The sequence below is a fragment of the Streptomyces sp. NPDC052101 genome (assembly GCF_040680235.1).
Classification (GTDB): domain Bacteria; phylum Actinomycetota; class Actinomycetes; order Streptomycetales; family Streptomycetaceae; genus Streptomyces.
Genome location: NZ_JBFAWH010000008.1, coordinates 263,072 through 278,293, shown reverse-complemented (window position 1 = coordinate 278,293; position 15,222 = coordinate 263,072). Strand labels below are relative to the sequence as shown.

Below are 15,222 nucleotides of genomic sequence, written 5' to 3'. Positions count from 1 at the left end.
CCACCCCTGCCCGCATCCGGAACCAACAGCCCGGAGCGGACAACTCCGCCCACTCCCGAAGGGTTTCGACCTCGCGATGCCCGGAACAAGCCGCTTCCCCATCACGTTGAGTGGGTATCCCCTCCGTGCGAGGGAGAGCGCACCGGGTGACCGACGACACACCTTGACAGTCTTTGTGATCTAGGGGTTTCAATCGACACCCACCCAGGTAGGGTCTGGAAGCGTCCAGCTCCCCTTGGAGGAGGTGAGGACCGTGGCAGCCCACGACGACGACATGAACCGCGGCATCCGCCCGGGACGAGGGTCCGACGACCCGGCCGGGCAGATCGCCTACCTTGAGCAGGAGATCGCCGTCCTGCGACGCAAGCTCGCCGACTCTCCGCGACACACGAGGATTCTCGAAGAGCGGATCGTCGAGCTGCAGACCAACCTGGCCGGCGTGTCCGCCCAGAACGAACGGCTGGCCAACACCCTCCGCGAGGCCCGCGACCAGATCGTGGCCCTCAAGGAAGAGGTCGACCGACTCGCCCAGCCGCCGGCCGGCTTCGGAGTCTTCCTGCAGGCCAACGAAGACGGCACCGCCGACATCTTCACCGGCGGCCGCAAACTCCGGGTGAACGTCAGCCCAAGCGTCGACCTCGACGACATGCGGCGCGGCCAGGAAGTCATGCTCAACGAAGCGCTCAACGTGGTCGAAGCCATGGAGTTCGAGCGCGTCGGCGACATCGTCACCCTCAAGGAGATCCTCGAGGACGGCGAGCGCGCCCTCGTACTGGGGCACACCGACGAGGAACGGGTGGTACGGCTCGCCGAGCCGCTGCTGGACGTCACCATCCGCCCCGGCGACGCCCTCCTGCTCGAACCCCGCTCCGGCTACGTCTACGAGGTCGTCCCCAAGAGCGAGGTCGAAGAACTCGTCCTCGAAGAGGTCCCCGACATCGGCTACGACCAGATCGGCGGCCTCGGCAACCAGATCGAAGCCATCCGCGACGCGGTCGAGCTGCCGTACCTCTACCCGGACCTGTTCAAGGAGCACGAGCTGCGCCCACCCAAGGGCGTCCTGCTCTACGGCCCCCCCGGCTGCGGCAAGACACTCATCGCCAAGGCCGTCGCGAACTCGCTCGCCAAAAAGGTCGCCGAGGTCACCGGTCAGGCCGCCGGCAAGAGCTTCTTCCTCAACATCAAGGGCCCCGAGCTGCTCAACAAGTACGTCGGCGAGACCGAGCGGCAGATCCGCCTCGTCTTCCAGCGAGCCCGCGAAAAGGCCAGCGAGGGCACCCCCGTCATCGTCTTCTTCGACGAGATGGAATCCCTCTTCCGCACCCGCGGCTCCGGCGTCAGCTCCGACGTGGAGAACACCATCGTCCCGCAGCTGCTCGCCGAGATCGACGGCGTCGAAGGCCTGCAGAACGTGGTCGTCATCGGCGCCTCCAACCGCGAGGACATGATCGACCCCGCCATCCTGCGCCCCGGCCGACTCGACGTGAAGATCAAGATCGAGCGCCCGGACGCCGAAGCGGCAAAGGACATCTTCGGCAAGTACCTCACCGAGCGGCTCCCGCTGCACGCCGACGACCTCGGCGAGCACGGCGGCAGCAAGGAGACGACCGTCCAGAGCATGATCCAGACGGCCGTCGAGCAGATGTACGCCGAATCCGAGGAAAACCGCTTCCTGGAAGTCACCTATGCCAACGGCGACAAGGAAGTCCTCTACTTCAAGGACTTCAACTCCGGCGCCATGATCGAAAACATCGTCGGACGCGCCAAGAAAATGGCGATCAAGGACTTCCTCGAAAAGAACCAGAAAGGCCTCCGCGTCTCCCACCTCCTCCAGGCCTGCGTGGACGAGTTCAAGGAGAACGAAGACCTGCCGAACACCACCAACCCCGACGACTGGGCCCGAATCTCCGGAAAGAAGGGCGAACGGATCGTCTACATCCGCACCCTCATCACCGGAAAGCAGGGCGCGGACACCGGACGCTCCATCGACACGGTGGCGAACACCGGTCAGTACCTGTAAAAGCAGGGCGGCTGCGGGTGCCCTCACCGGGTACCCGCAGCCGACTGTTTTTCCGGCCACGACCGGAGCAGGCAATGACGCAAATGATCTCCCCACCAGCGCAAAGGCGTTCTAGGCTCGTTCCTACCGCCGAGTCGCGCAGTGCGGGGACGGGCACCGCACACGCACCGGAGCGCCAGCGGTACTTGAGCGGCGCCCACGACCGAGGGTGCCGCCCGGCAAGGAGGGCCGCATGACCGTACGGCGAGTAATGGGCATCGAGACGGAGTACGGAATCTCCGTCCCCGGCCACCCCAACGCCAATGCCATGCTCACCTCGTCCCAGATCGTCAACGCCTACGCGGCGGCGATGCACCGGGCCCGCCGGGCCCGCTGGGACTTCGAGGAGGAGAATCCGCTACGGGACGCGCGAGGCTTCGACCTCGCCCGAGAGGCCGCCGACGCCAGCCAGCTCACCGACGAGGACATCGGCCTCGCCAACGTGATCCTCACCAACGGCGCACGCCTCTACGTCGACCACGCCCACCCCGAATACAGCGCCCCCGAAGTCACCAACCCCCGCGACGCCGTCCTCTGGGACAAGGCCGGCGAACGCATCATGGCAGAAGCGGCGGAACGCGCCGCCCAGCTCCCCGGCGCCCAGCCCATCCACCTCTACAAGAACAACACCGACAACAAGGGCGCCAGCTACGGCACGCACGAGAACTACCTGATGAAGCGGGAAACCCCCTTCTCCGACATCGTGCGCCACCTCACCCCCTTCTTCGTCTCCCGCCAGGTCTTCGCAGGCGCCGGCCGCGTCGGCATCGGCCAGGACGGCCACGAACACGGCTTCCAGATCAGCCAGCGCGCCGACTACTTCGAAGTCGAGGTCGGCCTCGAGACGACACTGAAGCGCCCGATCATCAACACGCGGGACGAACCGCACGCCGACGCCGAGAAATACCGCCGCCTCCACGTGATCATCGGCGACGCCAACCTCTCCGAGATCTCGACCTACCTCAAACTGGGCACGACCTCCCTGGTCCTGTCCATGATCGAGGACGGCTTCATCGCGGTGGACCTCGCCGTCGACCAGCCCGTACGGACACTGCACCAGGTCTCCCACGACCCCTCACTGAAGAGCCTGGTCACCCTGCGTAGCGGTCGGACCCTGACCGCGGTCCAACTGCAGATGGAGTACTTCGAGCTGTCGCGCAAATACGTCGAGGAACGCTACGGCGCCGACGCCGACGACCAGACCAAGGACGTCCTGACCCGTTGGGAGGACACCCTCACCCGGCTGGAGAACGACCCGATGAGCCTCGCCGGCGAACTCGACTGGGTCGCCAAACGCGAACTCATGGAGGGCTACCGCCGCCGCGACGGCCTCGACTGGGACGCCGCCCGGCTCCACCTCGTCGACCTCCAGTACGCCGACGTACGCGCCGAGAAGGGCCTCTACAACCGCCTCGCGGCCCGCGGCCGCATCAAGCGCCTCCTGGACGAGACGGAGGTCCAGGAGGCCATGACGAAGCCGCCGGAGGACACCCGGGCCTACTTCCGTGGCCGCTGCCTGGAGCAGTACGCCGACGACGTCGCGGCCGCCTCCTGGGACTCGGTCATCTTCGACCTCCCCGGCCGCGACTCCCTCCAGCGCGTTCCAACCCTGGAGCCGCTACGCGGAACGCGAAATCACGTCAAGGAACTGCTGGACCGCTGCCGCACCGCGGAAGACCTGGTCAGGGTCCTGTCAGGCGGCTGAGCGGATCAGCAGAGCACCCGGTCCGCCCGGGTGGACAGGGCGGACAGGGTGGAAATCCCACCGCCCGGGAATCATCGAGGTGGCCCCCGTACGTTGGAGAAACTGCGGGGCCGATGTCGGACCCGGCTTGTAGGGTCTGATCATCACCGATCGGCAGGCGAACTGAGCGGGGTGAGGGTTATGGCAACCAAGGACACCGGCGGCGGTCAGCAGAAGGCCACGCGCGCTACCGAAGAGGCCGAGGAGCAGGCGCAGGACGCGCAGGCTTCGGAGGACCTCAAGGAGCGGCACGAGAAGCTGAGCGATGACGTGGACTCCGTCCTGGACGAGATTGACGATGTCCTGGAGGAGAATGCAGAGGATTTCGTTCGATCATTCGTTCAAAAGGGAGGCCAGTAGGCCTTTCTGCCTTCGATTCGAAGGTTTCGGGGGAGTGGTGGAGTGAGCGAAGATTCCGGGGTGAAGCGCTGCTCTCGGTGTAGGGAGCACCTGCCGAGGGCAGCGTTCGCCAGCAACAGGGGCATGCCTGATGGCCTTCAGGCCTACTGCCGGGAGTGCTCGGCCGAGTACTACCGGGAGCGCCAAGAGGCCAGGGGCAAGAAGGTGCGGGAGAACGTTTCCGTGCCGCAGGGTCACAAGCGGTGTCCGCAATGCGGTGTCGTGAAGCCGCACTCGGAGTGGGAGCGGAACAGGGCCACGTCTGACGGCTGGGCGAGCTACTGCCGGGCGTGCCGCGCGGAGCGGAATCGGGCCAGCTACTTCAAGCGCAAGTACGGCCTCACCGAAATCGAGCGTGACGCGTTGATCGCCTCCCAGCGCGGCCTGTGTGCGATCTGCCTGGCTGCCCCGGCCGTGCATGTGGATCACTGCCATAACACGGGTAGGGTCCGTGGCGTACTGTGCTTCAACTGCAATTCCGGCCTCGGCCTGTTGAGGGACGACCCCGAAGTCGTACGCCGAGCCGCTGCCTATCTGGAAGGAAACTCGTGGAAGCCAATACTCGTGGCACCGGGCGTCTACCAGCTGCCTTCCTGACGCCTGGGTCCTCCTCCTTCATGGACTTCCTGTCGGAGCACCAGCCCGAGCTGCTGCCGGGGAAGCGGCAGCTGCCGCCCACGCAGGGCGTGATCGAGGCGCCGCATGGGACGACGATCGTTGCCGTGACGTTCCCGGGGGGCGTGGTGCTCGCCGGTGACCGCCGGGCCACCATGGGCAATGTCATCGCCCAGCGGGACATCGAGAAGGTCTTCCCGGCCGATGAGTACTCCGCGGTCGGTATCGCCGGTACGGCTGGTCTCGCGGTGGAGATGGTCAAGCTCTTCCAGCTGGAGCTGGAGCACTTCGAGAAGGTCGAGGGTGCTCAGCTGTCGCTGGAGGGCAAGGCGAACCGGCTGTCGACGATGATCCGGTCGAACCTCGGCATGGCGATGCAGGGGCTGGCTGTCGTCCCGCTCTTCGCGGGGTATGACCTGGACCGGGAGAGGGGGCGGATCTTCTCGTACGACGTCACGGGTGGCCGCAGCGAGGAGCACAACTTCGCGGCGACGGGTTCCGGCTCGATCTTCGCTCGTGGTGCGATGAAGAAGTTGTTCCGTGGCGACCTGACCGAGGAGCAGGCGACCACGTTGGTGGTGCAGGCCCTCTATGACGCGGCTGACGACGACTCGGCGACCGGTGGTCCCGATGTCGCCCGCCGGATCTACCCGATCATCACGGTGATCACCGAGGACGGTTTCCGCCGGCTGACGGAGGAGGAGTCCTCCGAGATCGCGCGCGCGGTGCTCCAGCGGCGTCTGGAGGAGCCGGACGGCCCCAAGGCCGCCCTGCTCTGAGCGCGGGCCGCGGTTTCTTATCAAGGTGATCCAGTGACCATGACAGAAAGGGACGGATAACCGGTGTCGACGCCGTTCTATGTCTCACCCCAGCAGGCCATGGCCGACCGGGCGGAGTACGCCCGGAAGGGCATCGCCCGTGGCCGCAGTCTGGTGGTCATGCAGTTTGCCGACGGGATCGTGTTCGTCGGTGAGAACCCGTCCCGTGCGCTGCACAAGTTCAGCGAGATCTATGACCGGATCGGTTTTGCGGCCGCCGGTAAGTACAACGAGTACGAGAATCTGCGGATCGGTGGTGTGCGCTACGCCGACCTGCGTGGTTACACCTATGACCGGGACGATGTGACCGCTCGTGGTCTGGCGAACGTGTACGCCCAGACGCTCGGCACGATCTTCTCCTCCGCGGCCGAGAAGCCGTATGAGGTGGAGCTGGTCGTGGCGGAGGTGGGGGAGACCCCGGAGGGCGATCAGATCTACCGGCTGCCGCATGACGGTTCCATCGTGGACGAGCACGGGTCGGTCGCGGTGGGTGGCAATGCGGAGCAGATCAGCAGTTTCCTGGATCAGCGTCATCGTGACGGTATGTCGTTGGCCGAGGCGCTGAAGCTGGCCGTGCAGGCTCTGTCCCGTGACCCCAATGGCAGTGAGCGGGAGATCCCGGCGGAGCGTCTTGAGGTCGCGGTGCTGGATCGTGCGCGGCCGCAGAAGCGCAAGTTCAAGCGCATTGTCGGGCGTCAGCTGTCTCGTCTGCTGGCGGCGGAGGGTGCGGTGACGGAGGCGGAGAGTTCCGAGGAGGACGGCTCCGAGGAGGAGTGACCTGGCGTCCCGTCTGTCTGTTGTCGTGTGCCCCGGCCGTTTTTCCGGCCGTGGCACACGGCGTTCGGGTGTGCCGGTCCTGCGCGGGGTGTCTAGGCGGTCGGGGGTGGGGCTGTGGAGCCTCGGACGACGAGTTGGACCGGGATGTCTCCGCTCTGTGGCTCCTGACCTTGCAGGACGGCGAGCAGGGCTTGCATGCCGCGTTCGCCGAAGAGTTCGGCGTCCAGTCGTACGGTCGTCAGTTCTGGGTCGATGGCGGTGGCGAGGGCGAGGTCGTCGAGGCCGGTGACGGAGATGTCGTCGGGGATGCGCAGGCCGAGGCGGCGCAGGGCTTTGTAGGCGCCGGCGGCGAGTTTGTCGTCGTCGCAGACGACGGCGGTGGGCCGGGGTCCGGGTGCGGTGAGGGCGGTCTCGGTGGCGGTGCGGGCGCCTTCGATGGAGATGGGGGCGCGGGCGGTGGTGAGGGTCGTGCCGGGTGCGGCTGCGAGGCGTGTGGCGAGTTCCTGGGCGCGGATCTCGAAGGTCCATGAGGGGACGTCGGCGGCGAGGTGCAGGATGCGGCGGTGGCCGAGGCCGAGGAGGTGTTCGGCGACCTGGCGGACGCCGTCGGTGATGTCGAGGTTGACGGTGGCGGCGCCGAGGCTGCCCGTGGGGTCGCTGTCGAGCATGACGAGGGGGAGTTGGTCGCCGCGGATGGCGGTGAGGGCGTCGGCGGCCATGGAGGAGGCGAGGACGCCGTCGAGGGCTGCTTGTGCGGAGGCGAAGGGGTCGCGGGCGGGGCCGATGCCTTCGGGGGAGGGGTAGAGGACGACGCCGAAGCCGTTCTCGGCTGCCACGCGTGCGGCGCCGGTGTAGACACCGGCGAAGAATTCCGTGGTCAGGGCGGGTACGACGAGCAGGACGGTGCGGGTGTGGCCGAGGCGGAGGTTGCGGGCGGCGAGGTTGGGCCGGTAGCCCAGTTCGCGTGCGGCTTCCCGGACGCGTTCGGCGGTGGCTGCGGAGACGCGGCCGCGCCATTTGTCGCCGAGGACGAGTGAGACGGCGGCCTGGGAGACCCCGGCTGCCTGGGCGACGTCCCGGCTGGTCGGGCGCGTGCTGCTGTGTGCCACCGTGGGGCCTGCCGTTTCGTCTGGACGTGTGAACAGCGCACATGGTACGTATGGGAAGCGAAGTTATACGTAAAACGTCGAGCTGGAGGGCAGCACATGGCCGCGGGTTATCTGGAGATACTCCGGGCGAGGCATGCGCTGCGGTTGCTCACCGGCACCCTGGTGGGCCGGCTGCCCAACGCGACCGCCGCGATCGCCCTGGTGCTGTTCGTCCGTGCCGAGGGCGGCACGTACAGCCTCGCGGGTGCCCTGGCGGCCGTGTACGGCGTCGCCAACGCCGTCGGTCAGCCGGTGCTGGGCCGGCTCGTGGATCTGTACGGCCAGCCGCGCGTGCAGCTGCCGGCGGCCGTTCTCGCGGCTCTGTCCATGACGCTCTTCGCGTTCTCGGGCACCGATCCGCTGCCGCTCGCGTATGCGACGGTGGCGGCGTCGGGCCTGTTCACGCCGCCCCTGGAGGGCGGGCTGCGGGCGCTGTGGCCGTCGGTGCTGCGCGGTGAGGAGCAGGTGCACACCGCGTACGCGATGGACGCGATCGCGCAGGAGGTCATGTTCACGGTCGGGCCGCTGCTGGTGACGCTGTGCGTGTCCCTGTGGGACGAGCGCGCCGCTCTGCTGGTGCTGAGTCTCCTCGGTGTGCTGGGTGCGCTCTCCGTGGTGGTCTCACCGCCGTCGCGCGCGTGGCGGTCGGCTCCGCGCGAGGCGCACTGGCTCGGCGCCCTTCGTGCGCCGGGTCTGCTGGCGCTGCTGGGTGCCTTCCTGTTCGTCGGTCTGGCGCTGGGCTCGATCACGGTGGCCTCGGTGTCGTACGCGGACGGCCATGGTGGTGACGCGGTGTACGGCTGGATGATGGCGGGGCTGGGCCTGGGTGCGCTGGTGGGCGGCACGGCGTACGGCGCGCGTCAGTGGGCCGGTTCGCCCGAGCGGCGACTGCGGCTCCTGGTGGCGCTTCTGGCGGTGTGTTATCTGCCGTTGATGCTGGTGCCGGGTGCGGTGGCCATGGTGCTGCTCTCCGCGCTCTCGGGGGTGTTTCTGGCGCCGTGTATCGCCTGTGCGTTCATCATCGTGGACCGGCATGCGCCGAGCGGGACGGTCACCGAGGCGTTCTCCTGGCTTGTGACGACGTTCACGGTGGGTGCGTCGGTGGGGACGGGGGTGGCGGGGCCGGTGGTCCAGGCCGGTGGCACGGTGTGGGGTTTCGCGGTGCCGGGTGCGGCGGGAGCGGTGTCGTTGCTGGTCCTGCTCGCCACGGGGCGGGTCCTCGCAGCTCCCGCGCGGGGCGGGGTCGTTGCGGCTTCATCGGAAAATGATCCAAATCGTGCTGTCGAACCCCGTTTCAGCTCAGGGGATCGGGCGTAATGTTCAGTCATGGACCGCCGCATTTTCGGGCTGGAGAACGAGTACGGCGTCACGTGCACGTTCAGGGGACAGCGGCGCCTGTCTCCTGACGAGGTGGCGCGGTACCTCTTCCGCCGTGTCGTGTCATGGGGCCGCAGCAGCAATGTCTTTCTGCGAAACGGCGCCCGGCTCTATCTCGACGTGGGCTCACATCCGGAATACGCGACACCCGAATGTGACAACGTGATCGAACTGGTCACCCACGACAAGGCCGGCGAGCGCATTCTCGAGGGACTCCTGGTGGACGCGGAACGACGCCTGCACGAGGAGGGAATCGCGGGCGACGTCTACCTGTTCAAGAACAACACCGACTCGGCGGGCAACTCCTACGGCTGCCACGAGAACTATCTGGTGGCGCGGCACGGGGAGTTCTCCCGGCTCGCGGACATCCTCATCCCGTTCCTGGTGACCCGGCAGCTGCTGTGCGGCGCGGGGAAGGTGCTGCAGACGCCGCGTGGCGCCGTGTACTGCGTGAGCCAGCGCGCGGAGCACATCTGGGAGGGGGTCTCCTCGGCGACGACCCGTTCGAGGCCCATCATCAACACCCGTGACGAGCCGCACGCGGACGCCGAGCGGTATCGCCGGCTGCATGTCATCGTCGGCGACTCGAACATGTCCGAGACGACGATGCTGCTCAAGGTCGGTGCCACGGACCTGGTGCTGCGCATGATCGAGGCGGGCACGGTGATGCGTGATCTGACGCTGGAGAACCCGATCCGGGCGATCCGCGAGGTCAGTCATGACATCACCGGCCGGCGCAAGGTGCGGCTGGCGAGCGGCCGGGAGGCCTCGGCGCTGGAGGTGCAGCGCGAGTACTTCGACAAGGCCGTGGACTTCTGCGACCGCCGGGGGATCCGTACGGGTACGGTCGCGCAGGTCCTGGAGCTGTGGGGTCGTACGCTGGACGCGATCGAGTCGGAGGAGCTGGACCGGATCGCCACCGAGATCGACTGGGTGATGAAGTACAAGCTCATCGAGCGGTACCGGGCCAAGCACAACATGACGATGTCGCATCCGCGGGTGGCGCAGATAGACCTCGCCTACCACGACATCCACCGCCGTCGTGGTCTGTACTACCTGCTGGAGAGGAAGGGCCAAGCGGCCCGGGTCTGCAACGACTTGAAGATCTTCGAGGGCAAGTCGGTGCCGCCGCAGACCACTCGGGCGCGGCTGCGCGGCGACTTCATCCGGCGGGCGCAGGAGCAGCGCCGGGACTTCACGGTCGACTGGGTGCATCTGAAGCTCAACGACCAGGCGCAGCGGACCGTGTTGTGCAAGGACCCGTTCCGTTCGGTGGACGACCGGGTGGAGAAGCTGATCGCCGGAATGTAGTCGAAAGCGGGTGAGTCAAGCGTTTCGGGTGTGAAATGCCGGAACGCCACACGGGCGTCGTACGTTTACGGTACGGCGCCCTTCTCACGCCGTAGAGTTGCGCGCACGCCATCCGCAAGATCGACCGATTACGAGGCTCTTCCGTGCGCCGACGTTCACTTCTCCTCGCCGCTGTTCCCGCAGGACTGGTCACACTCGCCGCGTGTGGTGACGGCAAGTCCAGCAAGGCCGGTGCCTCGGCATCTCCGGCGGTGCCCTCGGCGCCGCCGCCGAAGATCGTGGAAGGGCCGTTGCCGGCGATCACGGCGGGTACGAAGTTCGGCGAGAAGCCGACGGTGGCCAAGGGGCCGGGCGAGCCGTCGAAGAACCTGGCGGTGAAGACGCTGATCGCGGGCAGCGGTGGCACGGTCGCGGAGAACGACTTCGTCCAGGCGCACTACCTGGGTCAGATCTGGGACACGGCCAAGGTCTTCGACAACTCCTACGACAAGAAGCGTCCGCTGGTGCTGCAGCTGGCCCAGGGCGGCGTCATCGACGGCTGGCGGTATGCGCTGGCGGGCAAGAAGGCCGGCAGCCGCATCCAGATCGCGGTGCCGCCCAAGTGGGGTTACGGCGAGGGGGGCGAGCCGCAGGCGGGCATCAAGGGCACGGACACGCTGGTGTTCGTCATCGACCTCATCGACACCTTCAACTCCAAGAGCTCGGTCAAGGGCAAGCCGGTGGCGCAGACCGATGCCGCCCTGCCCAAGGTGGCCACCAACACCGACGGCACTGTCCCCAAGGTCACGGTGCCCAAGGCGGGCGCGCCGAAGAAGCTCGTCTCGACGTACGTCCTGGAGGGCGACGGGCCCGAGCTGAAGGCCGACCAGGCGGTTCTGTGCCAGTTCCAGGGGCTGGTCTGGGACAGCGGCAAGCCGTTCCAGCGGACGTACGGCTCGGGTCGGCTCGCCCAGTTCTCGCTGGAGCAGATGCAGCAGACGGTCAAGGGCCTGGCGCAGGGTCTGACCGGCAAGAAGGTGGGCAGCCGGGTGCTGATCGTGGCCCCGCCGGAGCTGGGCTACGGCAACACGCCGCCGAGCGGCGGTGTCATCAAGAAGGGCTCGACGCTCGTGTTCACGGTGGACATCCTGGCGGCGATCTGACCGGTGTGCCCGTGATGGGCGGCAGGGCTGCCGAGATGAAAGACTGTCCGTGTTTCGTGCCGTACACAAGCAGGAGCTTTTGACGTGAGCATCGACAAGCCCGAGATCGACTTCCCGGACGGCGAGGCCCCGAAGGACCTTGAGATCAAGGACATCTGGGAGGGCGACGGCGAGGTCGCGCAGGCGGGTCAGACCGTCACCGTGCACTACGTGGGTGTCGCCTTCAGCACCGGCGAGGAGTTCGACGCCAGCTGGAACCGGGGCACCCCGTTCCGCTTCCCGCTCGGCGGGGGCCGTGTCATCAAGGGCTGGGACCAGGGCGTGCAGGGCATGAAGGTCGGCGGCCGTCGCCAGCTGACCATCCCCGCCCACCTCGCCTACGGCAACCAGAGCCCGACCCCGGCGATCAAGCCGGGCGAGACGCTGATCTTCGTGGTGGACCTGATCGCCGTCTGATCCCTCCCTGGCCGTCCGGCCGGGTCCGACCGGATCCGTGCCTGATCGTCCGGCCGGGTCCGACCGGATCCGACCACCTGGGGCCCATGCCTGTCCGGGCATGGGCCCTCGGCTTTTGCCACCGCACTCCGGAGCGGTACGGTCATCGCTCGGAAGCATCAGAGGAAAGGCGAAGGGCGTCGATGGCCATTGCCAAGGCCGAGCGGCTGATGAACCTCGCGCTGTGTCTGCTCGGCACACGGCGGCCACTCAGCAAGCGGGAGCTGCGTGCGTCCATCGAGGCCTACCTCGAAGCGGGCAGTGACGACTCCTTCAACCGGATGTTCGAGCGGGACAAGGACGACCTGCGCGAGCTGGGCCTCGTCATCGAGACGGTCGAGAACCTGGACGGCGAGGTCGGCTATCTCGCCCGCCGCGACAGCAACCGTCTGCCGCCCATCACCCTGGACGCCGAGGAGGCCGCGGCCCTCGGCCTCGCCGCGAAGGTCTGGCAGCAGGCGCGCCTGGCCGGCGCGGCCAGCGGCGCACTGCAGAAGCTGCGCGCCGCGGGCCTGCCCGAGGACGTCGATCCGTACGAGGCGCACGGCGCCCTGGAGCCGCGCATCCCCGTGCACGAGGCCGCGTTCGAGCCGCTGATGCTGGCCTGCCGCGACCGCCGTCCGGTCGTCTTCGACTACCGCAAGGCCTCCGCCGCCCACCCCGAGCCCCGCCATGTGGAGCCGTGGGCGCTGGAGTGCTGGCGCGGCCACTGGTACCTGGCCGGTTTCGACCGGGACCGGGGTGCCGAGCGGGTCTTCCGGCTCTCCAGGATCACCGGCCGGGTGCGCTCGCGCGGTACGGGCTTCACCGCTCCCGTGCCCGACGTCGTCACCGTGCGCGAGACCGTCGCGAGCTGGGCGGGCGAGATCGCCGAGGGCACGGCCCTGATCCGGCTGCGTTCCGGCGCGGGCTACCCCCTTCGGGCGAAGGCGACCCGGGTGCGGGAACTCGGCGACGGCTGGGACGAGTTGGAGATTCCGTACGGGCACGGACTGGACGCCTGGCTGGTGGAGTTCGGGCCGGACGTGCTGGTCCTGGAGCCGGCCGAGCTGCGCGCGGACGTGGTGGACCGGCTGCGTGCCGTGGCCAAGGGCTGAGGGGGAGCAGGACTGTGGCAGGCAAACCGGTCAGGCCCGTGAACGCCATCGACCAGACCCGGCGGATGCTCTCCCTGGTGACCTATCTCAGGGAGCGCCCCGGTGCGCGGATCGCGGACGTGGCGCGTGCCTTCGGCATCACCGAGGACGAGCTGGTCGCCGACCTCGATCTGCTGCCCATGTGCGGCACCAGCTTCCGCGGCGGCGATCTGCTGGACATCGACACCGACGGCGAGCGCATCTGGTGGCACAACCCGGCCGCGCTCGGCGAGGAGGCCGCCGAGCCGCTGCGGCTCGCCGCCGACGAGGCCACGGCCCTGCTGGTGGCCGCCCGCGCGGTCGCCACCCTGCCCGGGCTGCGCGAGGGCGACCGCCAGGCGCTGCTGCGGGCCACCGCCAAGGTGGAGGCCGCCGCCGGTGAGGCGGCCGGCGCCAGCGCCCGGCTCTCGGTGACGTTCGAGTCCGAGGGCGGGGTCTTCGCCGACGTGGACCGGGCGATCTCCGAGCGCCGCCGGCTGTGGATCCGCTACTACTCCCCGGCCCGCGACGAGGTCACCGAGCGCGAGATCGACCCGATCCGCCTGGTCAGCGTCGGACACACCTATGTCGAGGCCTGGTGCCGCCGCTCCGAGGCCCGGCGTACCTTCCGGCTCGACCGGGTCGCCGAGATCAGGATCCTGGACGAGCCGTCCGCGCCCCCGGAGATGGAGCTGCGCGACCTGTCCGAGGCCCTGGTGCAGCCGGCCGCCGAGGACCCGGAGGTCGTGGCCGAGGTCGGCCCGGGCGGCCGCTGGGTGGCCGAGTACTACCCGCACGACAGCGCGGATGAGCTTCCCGACGGCGGTCTGCGTATCACTTTGCGCACCCCCGATCCGGCCTCGCTGCGCAGGCTGGCACTGCGGCTCGGCCGTGACGGCAGGATCGTCTCGCCGCCGGACCTGGCCGAGAGCGCCCGGAGGGCGGCCGCGGAGGCACTGGCGGCGTACGACACGGCACCGCCGGAGTGAGCTGCCGGGGCGCACCGCACCAGCGGCGCGGTGCACCCGGGGCGCGGGGAACCGCCCGACCAGCGGCGACGGCGCCGCAGGCGAAGGACGGCGCACCGCGGCCTGCCCAGCGGAGCGCCAGCGCATCGCCGGCCGGCGAACGACCAGAAGAAGGAGCGAGAGCTGTGAGCGAGTCTCCGGTGTCCGGTGCGGGCGAGATGACGGTGGGGGCGGCCTTCGCCGGGATGAGAAGAGTGGTCCCGGTGATGTTCAAGGCGGGCTGCCCGGACTGCCGGGGCCGCTTCGAACTCGCCGCGAGCGCGCTGCGCCTCGCCATCGGCGCCAGCAGCCGGACCACGTTCTACTCCTTCACCTGCCCCGAGTGCGGCGTCGCCGTCCGCAAGCCCGCGGGGGAGCGCATCGTCGAGCTGCTCACCGGCGGCGGCGTCCGGACGCTGCGGCTGCACTCCACGGTGTAGGCGGCTGCGGTCCCGGCTGTGGGACGGTCTAGTCTCGACATCATGTTCTGGCCGATGTTCGCGGTAGCGGTGGGTTTCCTGGGTCTTACGGTGCTGGGGGTGCTCGCCGTCCGGGTCTTCCTGGCGGCGCGGAGCCTCGGGCAGCAGGTCACGGATTCCGCGCGCCGTATCAGCAGGGCGGCCGAGGAGCTGGAGCGGGCGGCCACCAGCGCGGCCCGTGCCGCGGATGCCCTGTGATTGCCTTACGTCATGCGCTTTGGGTCACTTCGCCCTGTCACCTTGTCGGTCCGGCCAGGTACGCTCGTGGTCGCGGCCCGGAGAACGAGGCGCGGTCCGCAGAGGGAGCCGGGAGTACGCACGGGGATTGTTCTACGTTCACCCCCGGGCGATACGATCGCTGCCAGCACGATGGTCAGACACTTGTCCGACCAGTCGGACATGCCCCGTCGCCCCGCCTCAGTGAGAAGGTGAAGACTTATGTTCCGCAACGCACTTGAGCCGTGGCACCTGGTGCTTCTGGTTCTGGTGATCGTCCTCGTGTTCGGCTCCAAGAAGCTTCCGGACATGGCCCGCTCGCTCGGCAAGTCCGCGCGCATCCTGAAGAGCGAGGCCAAGGCGATGAAGGACGACGGCAAGCAGTCGACCACCTCCGCCCAGCCCGCCGAGGAGCAGGCCCCGGCGCAGCGCACGATCCAGGCGTCGCCCGGCGATGTGACCAGCTCTCGGCCGGTCAACGAGCCGACGGACACGACGACCCAGCGCTGACGCGAGGACC

At 68.4% G+C, this 15,222-nt stretch carries 16 protein-coding genes; 15 read left to right on the top strand and 1 reads right to left on the bottom strand.

The genetic code is table 11. The features are described 5' to 3' along the window. Positions 1-253: 253 nt before the first annotated feature. The 6 genes from arc to prcA all read left to right on the top strand — a co-directional run bounded on the left by arc (position 254) and on the right by prcA (position 6,412). Positions 254-2,020, top strand: coding sequence for a proteasome ATPase (gene arc, locus AB0L75_RS17595; protein WP_365181697.1), 1,767 nt, complete (start codon positions 254-256; stop codon positions 2,018-2,020). Positions 2,021-2,252: 232 nt separating this feature from the next. After that, positions 2,253-3,764, top strand: coding sequence for a depupylase/deamidase Dop (dop, locus tag AB0L75_RS17590; RefSeq protein WP_365181695.1), 1,512 nt, complete (start codon positions 2,253-2,255; stop codon positions 3,762-3,764). Between the two features lie 180 nt (positions 3,765-3,944). Next, positions 3,945-4,163, top strand: coding sequence for a ubiquitin-like protein Pup (locus AB0L75_RS17585; protein WP_365181693.1), 219 nt, complete (start codon positions 3,945-3,947; stop codon positions 4,161-4,163). A 123-nt stretch (positions 4,164-4,286) separates the two neighbouring features. Then, positions 4,287-4,799 carry an endonuclease VII domain-containing protein gene (locus tag AB0L75_RS17580; RefSeq protein WP_365181691.1) on the top strand — a complete coding sequence of 171 codons (513 nt, stop codon included), beginning with the start codon at positions 4,287-4,289 and terminating at the stop codon, positions 4,797-4,799. Next, a complete protein-coding gene (prcB, locus tag AB0L75_RS17575) occupies positions 4,751-5,596 on the top strand; it encodes a proteasome subunit beta (protein WP_365181689.1) in 846 nt (281 codons plus the stop codon). The genes AB0L75_RS17580 and prcB overlap by 49 nt, the downstream gene beginning before the upstream one ends. 63 nt (positions 5,597-5,659) lie before the next feature. Then, positions 5,660-6,412: a proteasome subunit alpha gene (prcA, locus tag AB0L75_RS17570; RefSeq protein ID WP_365181687.1), complete on the top strand. Its 753-nt coding sequence runs from the start codon at positions 5,660-5,662 to the stop codon at positions 6,410-6,412. 92 nt (positions 6,413-6,504) lie between these two features. On the opposite strand, the gene AB0L75_RS17565 is transcribed toward prcA, so the two are convergent. Beyond that, a complete protein-coding gene (locus AB0L75_RS17565; protein ID WP_365181685.1) occupies positions 6,505-7,521 on the bottom strand; it encodes a LacI family DNA-binding transcriptional regulator in 1,017 nt (338 codons plus the stop codon). A 96-nt stretch (positions 7,522-7,617) separates the two neighbouring features. Here AB0L75_RS17565 and AB0L75_RS17560 point away from each other — a divergent pair, with 96 nt between their 5' ends. The 9 genes from AB0L75_RS17560 to tatA all read left to right on the top strand — a co-directional run bounded on the left by AB0L75_RS17560 (position 7,618) and on the right by tatA (position 15,212). Continuing rightward, positions 7,618-8,877, top strand: a complete 1,260-nt coding sequence (locus tag AB0L75_RS17560) for an MFS transporter (protein ID WP_365181683.1) — start codon at positions 7,618-7,620, stop codon at positions 8,875-8,877. 9 nt (positions 8,878-8,886) lie between these two features. Next, entirely contained in the window at positions 8,887-10,248 is a 1,362-nt protein-coding gene (pafA, locus tag AB0L75_RS17555; RefSeq protein WP_365181681.1) for a Pup--protein ligase, read from the top strand. 143 nt (positions 10,249-10,391) lie between these two features. Beyond that, on the top strand, positions 10,392-11,390 hold the full coding sequence (locus AB0L75_RS17550; RefSeq protein ID WP_365181679.1) for an FKBP-type peptidyl-prolyl cis-trans isomerase: 999 nt from the start codon (positions 10,392-10,394) through the stop codon (positions 11,388-11,390). An 84-nt stretch (positions 11,391-11,474) separates the two neighbouring features. Next, positions 11,475-11,846 (top strand): FKBP-type peptidyl-prolyl cis-trans isomerase, encoded by a 372-nt coding sequence (locus AB0L75_RS17545; protein ID WP_365181677.1) that lies wholly within the window; start codon positions 11,475-11,477, stop codon positions 11,844-11,846. 182 nt (positions 11,847-12,028) lie between these two features. Then, positions 12,029-12,982, top strand: coding sequence for a WYL domain-containing protein (locus AB0L75_RS17540; RefSeq protein WP_365181675.1), 954 nt, complete (start codon positions 12,029-12,031; stop codon positions 12,980-12,982). 14 nt (positions 12,983-12,996) lie between these two features. After that, positions 12,997-13,989 (top strand): WYL domain-containing protein, encoded by a 993-nt coding sequence (locus AB0L75_RS17535; RefSeq protein ID WP_365181673.1) that lies wholly within the window; start codon positions 12,997-12,999, stop codon positions 13,987-13,989. Between the two features lie 197 nt (positions 13,990-14,186). Then, entirely contained in the window at positions 14,187-14,447 is a 261-nt protein-coding gene (locus AB0L75_RS17530) for a hypothetical protein (RefSeq protein ID WP_365181723.1), read from the top strand. Between the two features lie 42 nt (positions 14,448-14,489). Further along, a complete protein-coding gene (locus tag AB0L75_RS17525) occupies positions 14,490-14,684 on the top strand; it encodes a hypothetical protein (RefSeq protein WP_365181671.1) in 195 nt (64 codons plus the stop codon). Positions 14,685-14,924: 240 nt separating this feature from the next. Then, positions 14,925-15,212, top strand: a complete 288-nt coding sequence (gene tatA / locus AB0L75_RS17520; RefSeq protein WP_069781847.1) for a Sec-independent protein translocase subunit TatA — start codon at positions 14,925-14,927, stop codon at positions 15,210-15,212. Positions 15,213-15,222 lie beyond the last annotated feature (10 nt).

Excerpts from the sequence above, each read along its gene's own strand:
- dop (WP_365181695.1), top strand. The coding sequence starts at position 2,253 with ATGACCGTACGGCGAGTAATGGGCATCGAGACGGAGTACGGAATCTCC.
- AB0L75_RS17585 (WP_365181693.1), top strand. The coding sequence starts at position 3,945 with ATGGCAACCAAGGACACCGGCGGCGGTCAGCAGAAGGCCACGCGCGCT.
- AB0L75_RS17580 (WP_365181691.1), top strand. The coding sequence starts at position 4,287 with ATGCCTGATGGCCTTCAGGCCTACTGCCGGGAGTGCTCGGCCGAGTAC.
- AB0L75_RS17560 (WP_365181683.1), top strand. The coding sequence starts at position 7,618 with ATGGCCGCGGGTTATCTGGAGATACTCCGGGCGAGGCATGCGCTGCGG.
- pafA (WP_365181681.1), top strand. The coding sequence starts at position 8,887 with ATGGACCGCCGCATTTTCGGGCTGGAGAACGAGTACGGCGTCACGTGC.
- AB0L75_RS17540 (WP_365181675.1), top strand. The coding sequence starts at position 12,029 with ATGGCCATTGCCAAGGCCGAGCGGCTGATGAACCTCGCGCTGTGTCTG.
- AB0L75_RS17530 (WP_365181723.1), top strand. The coding sequence starts at position 14,187 with ATGACGGTGGGGGCGGCCTTCGCCGGGATGAGAAGAGTGGTCCCGGTG.
- AB0L75_RS17525 (WP_365181671.1), top strand. The coding sequence starts at position 14,490 with ATGTTCTGGCCGATGTTCGCGGTAGCGGTGGGTTTCCTGGGTCTTACG.
- tatA (WP_069781847.1), top strand. The coding sequence starts at position 14,925 with ATGTTCCGCAACGCACTTGAGCCGTGGCACCTGGTGCTTCTGGTTCTG.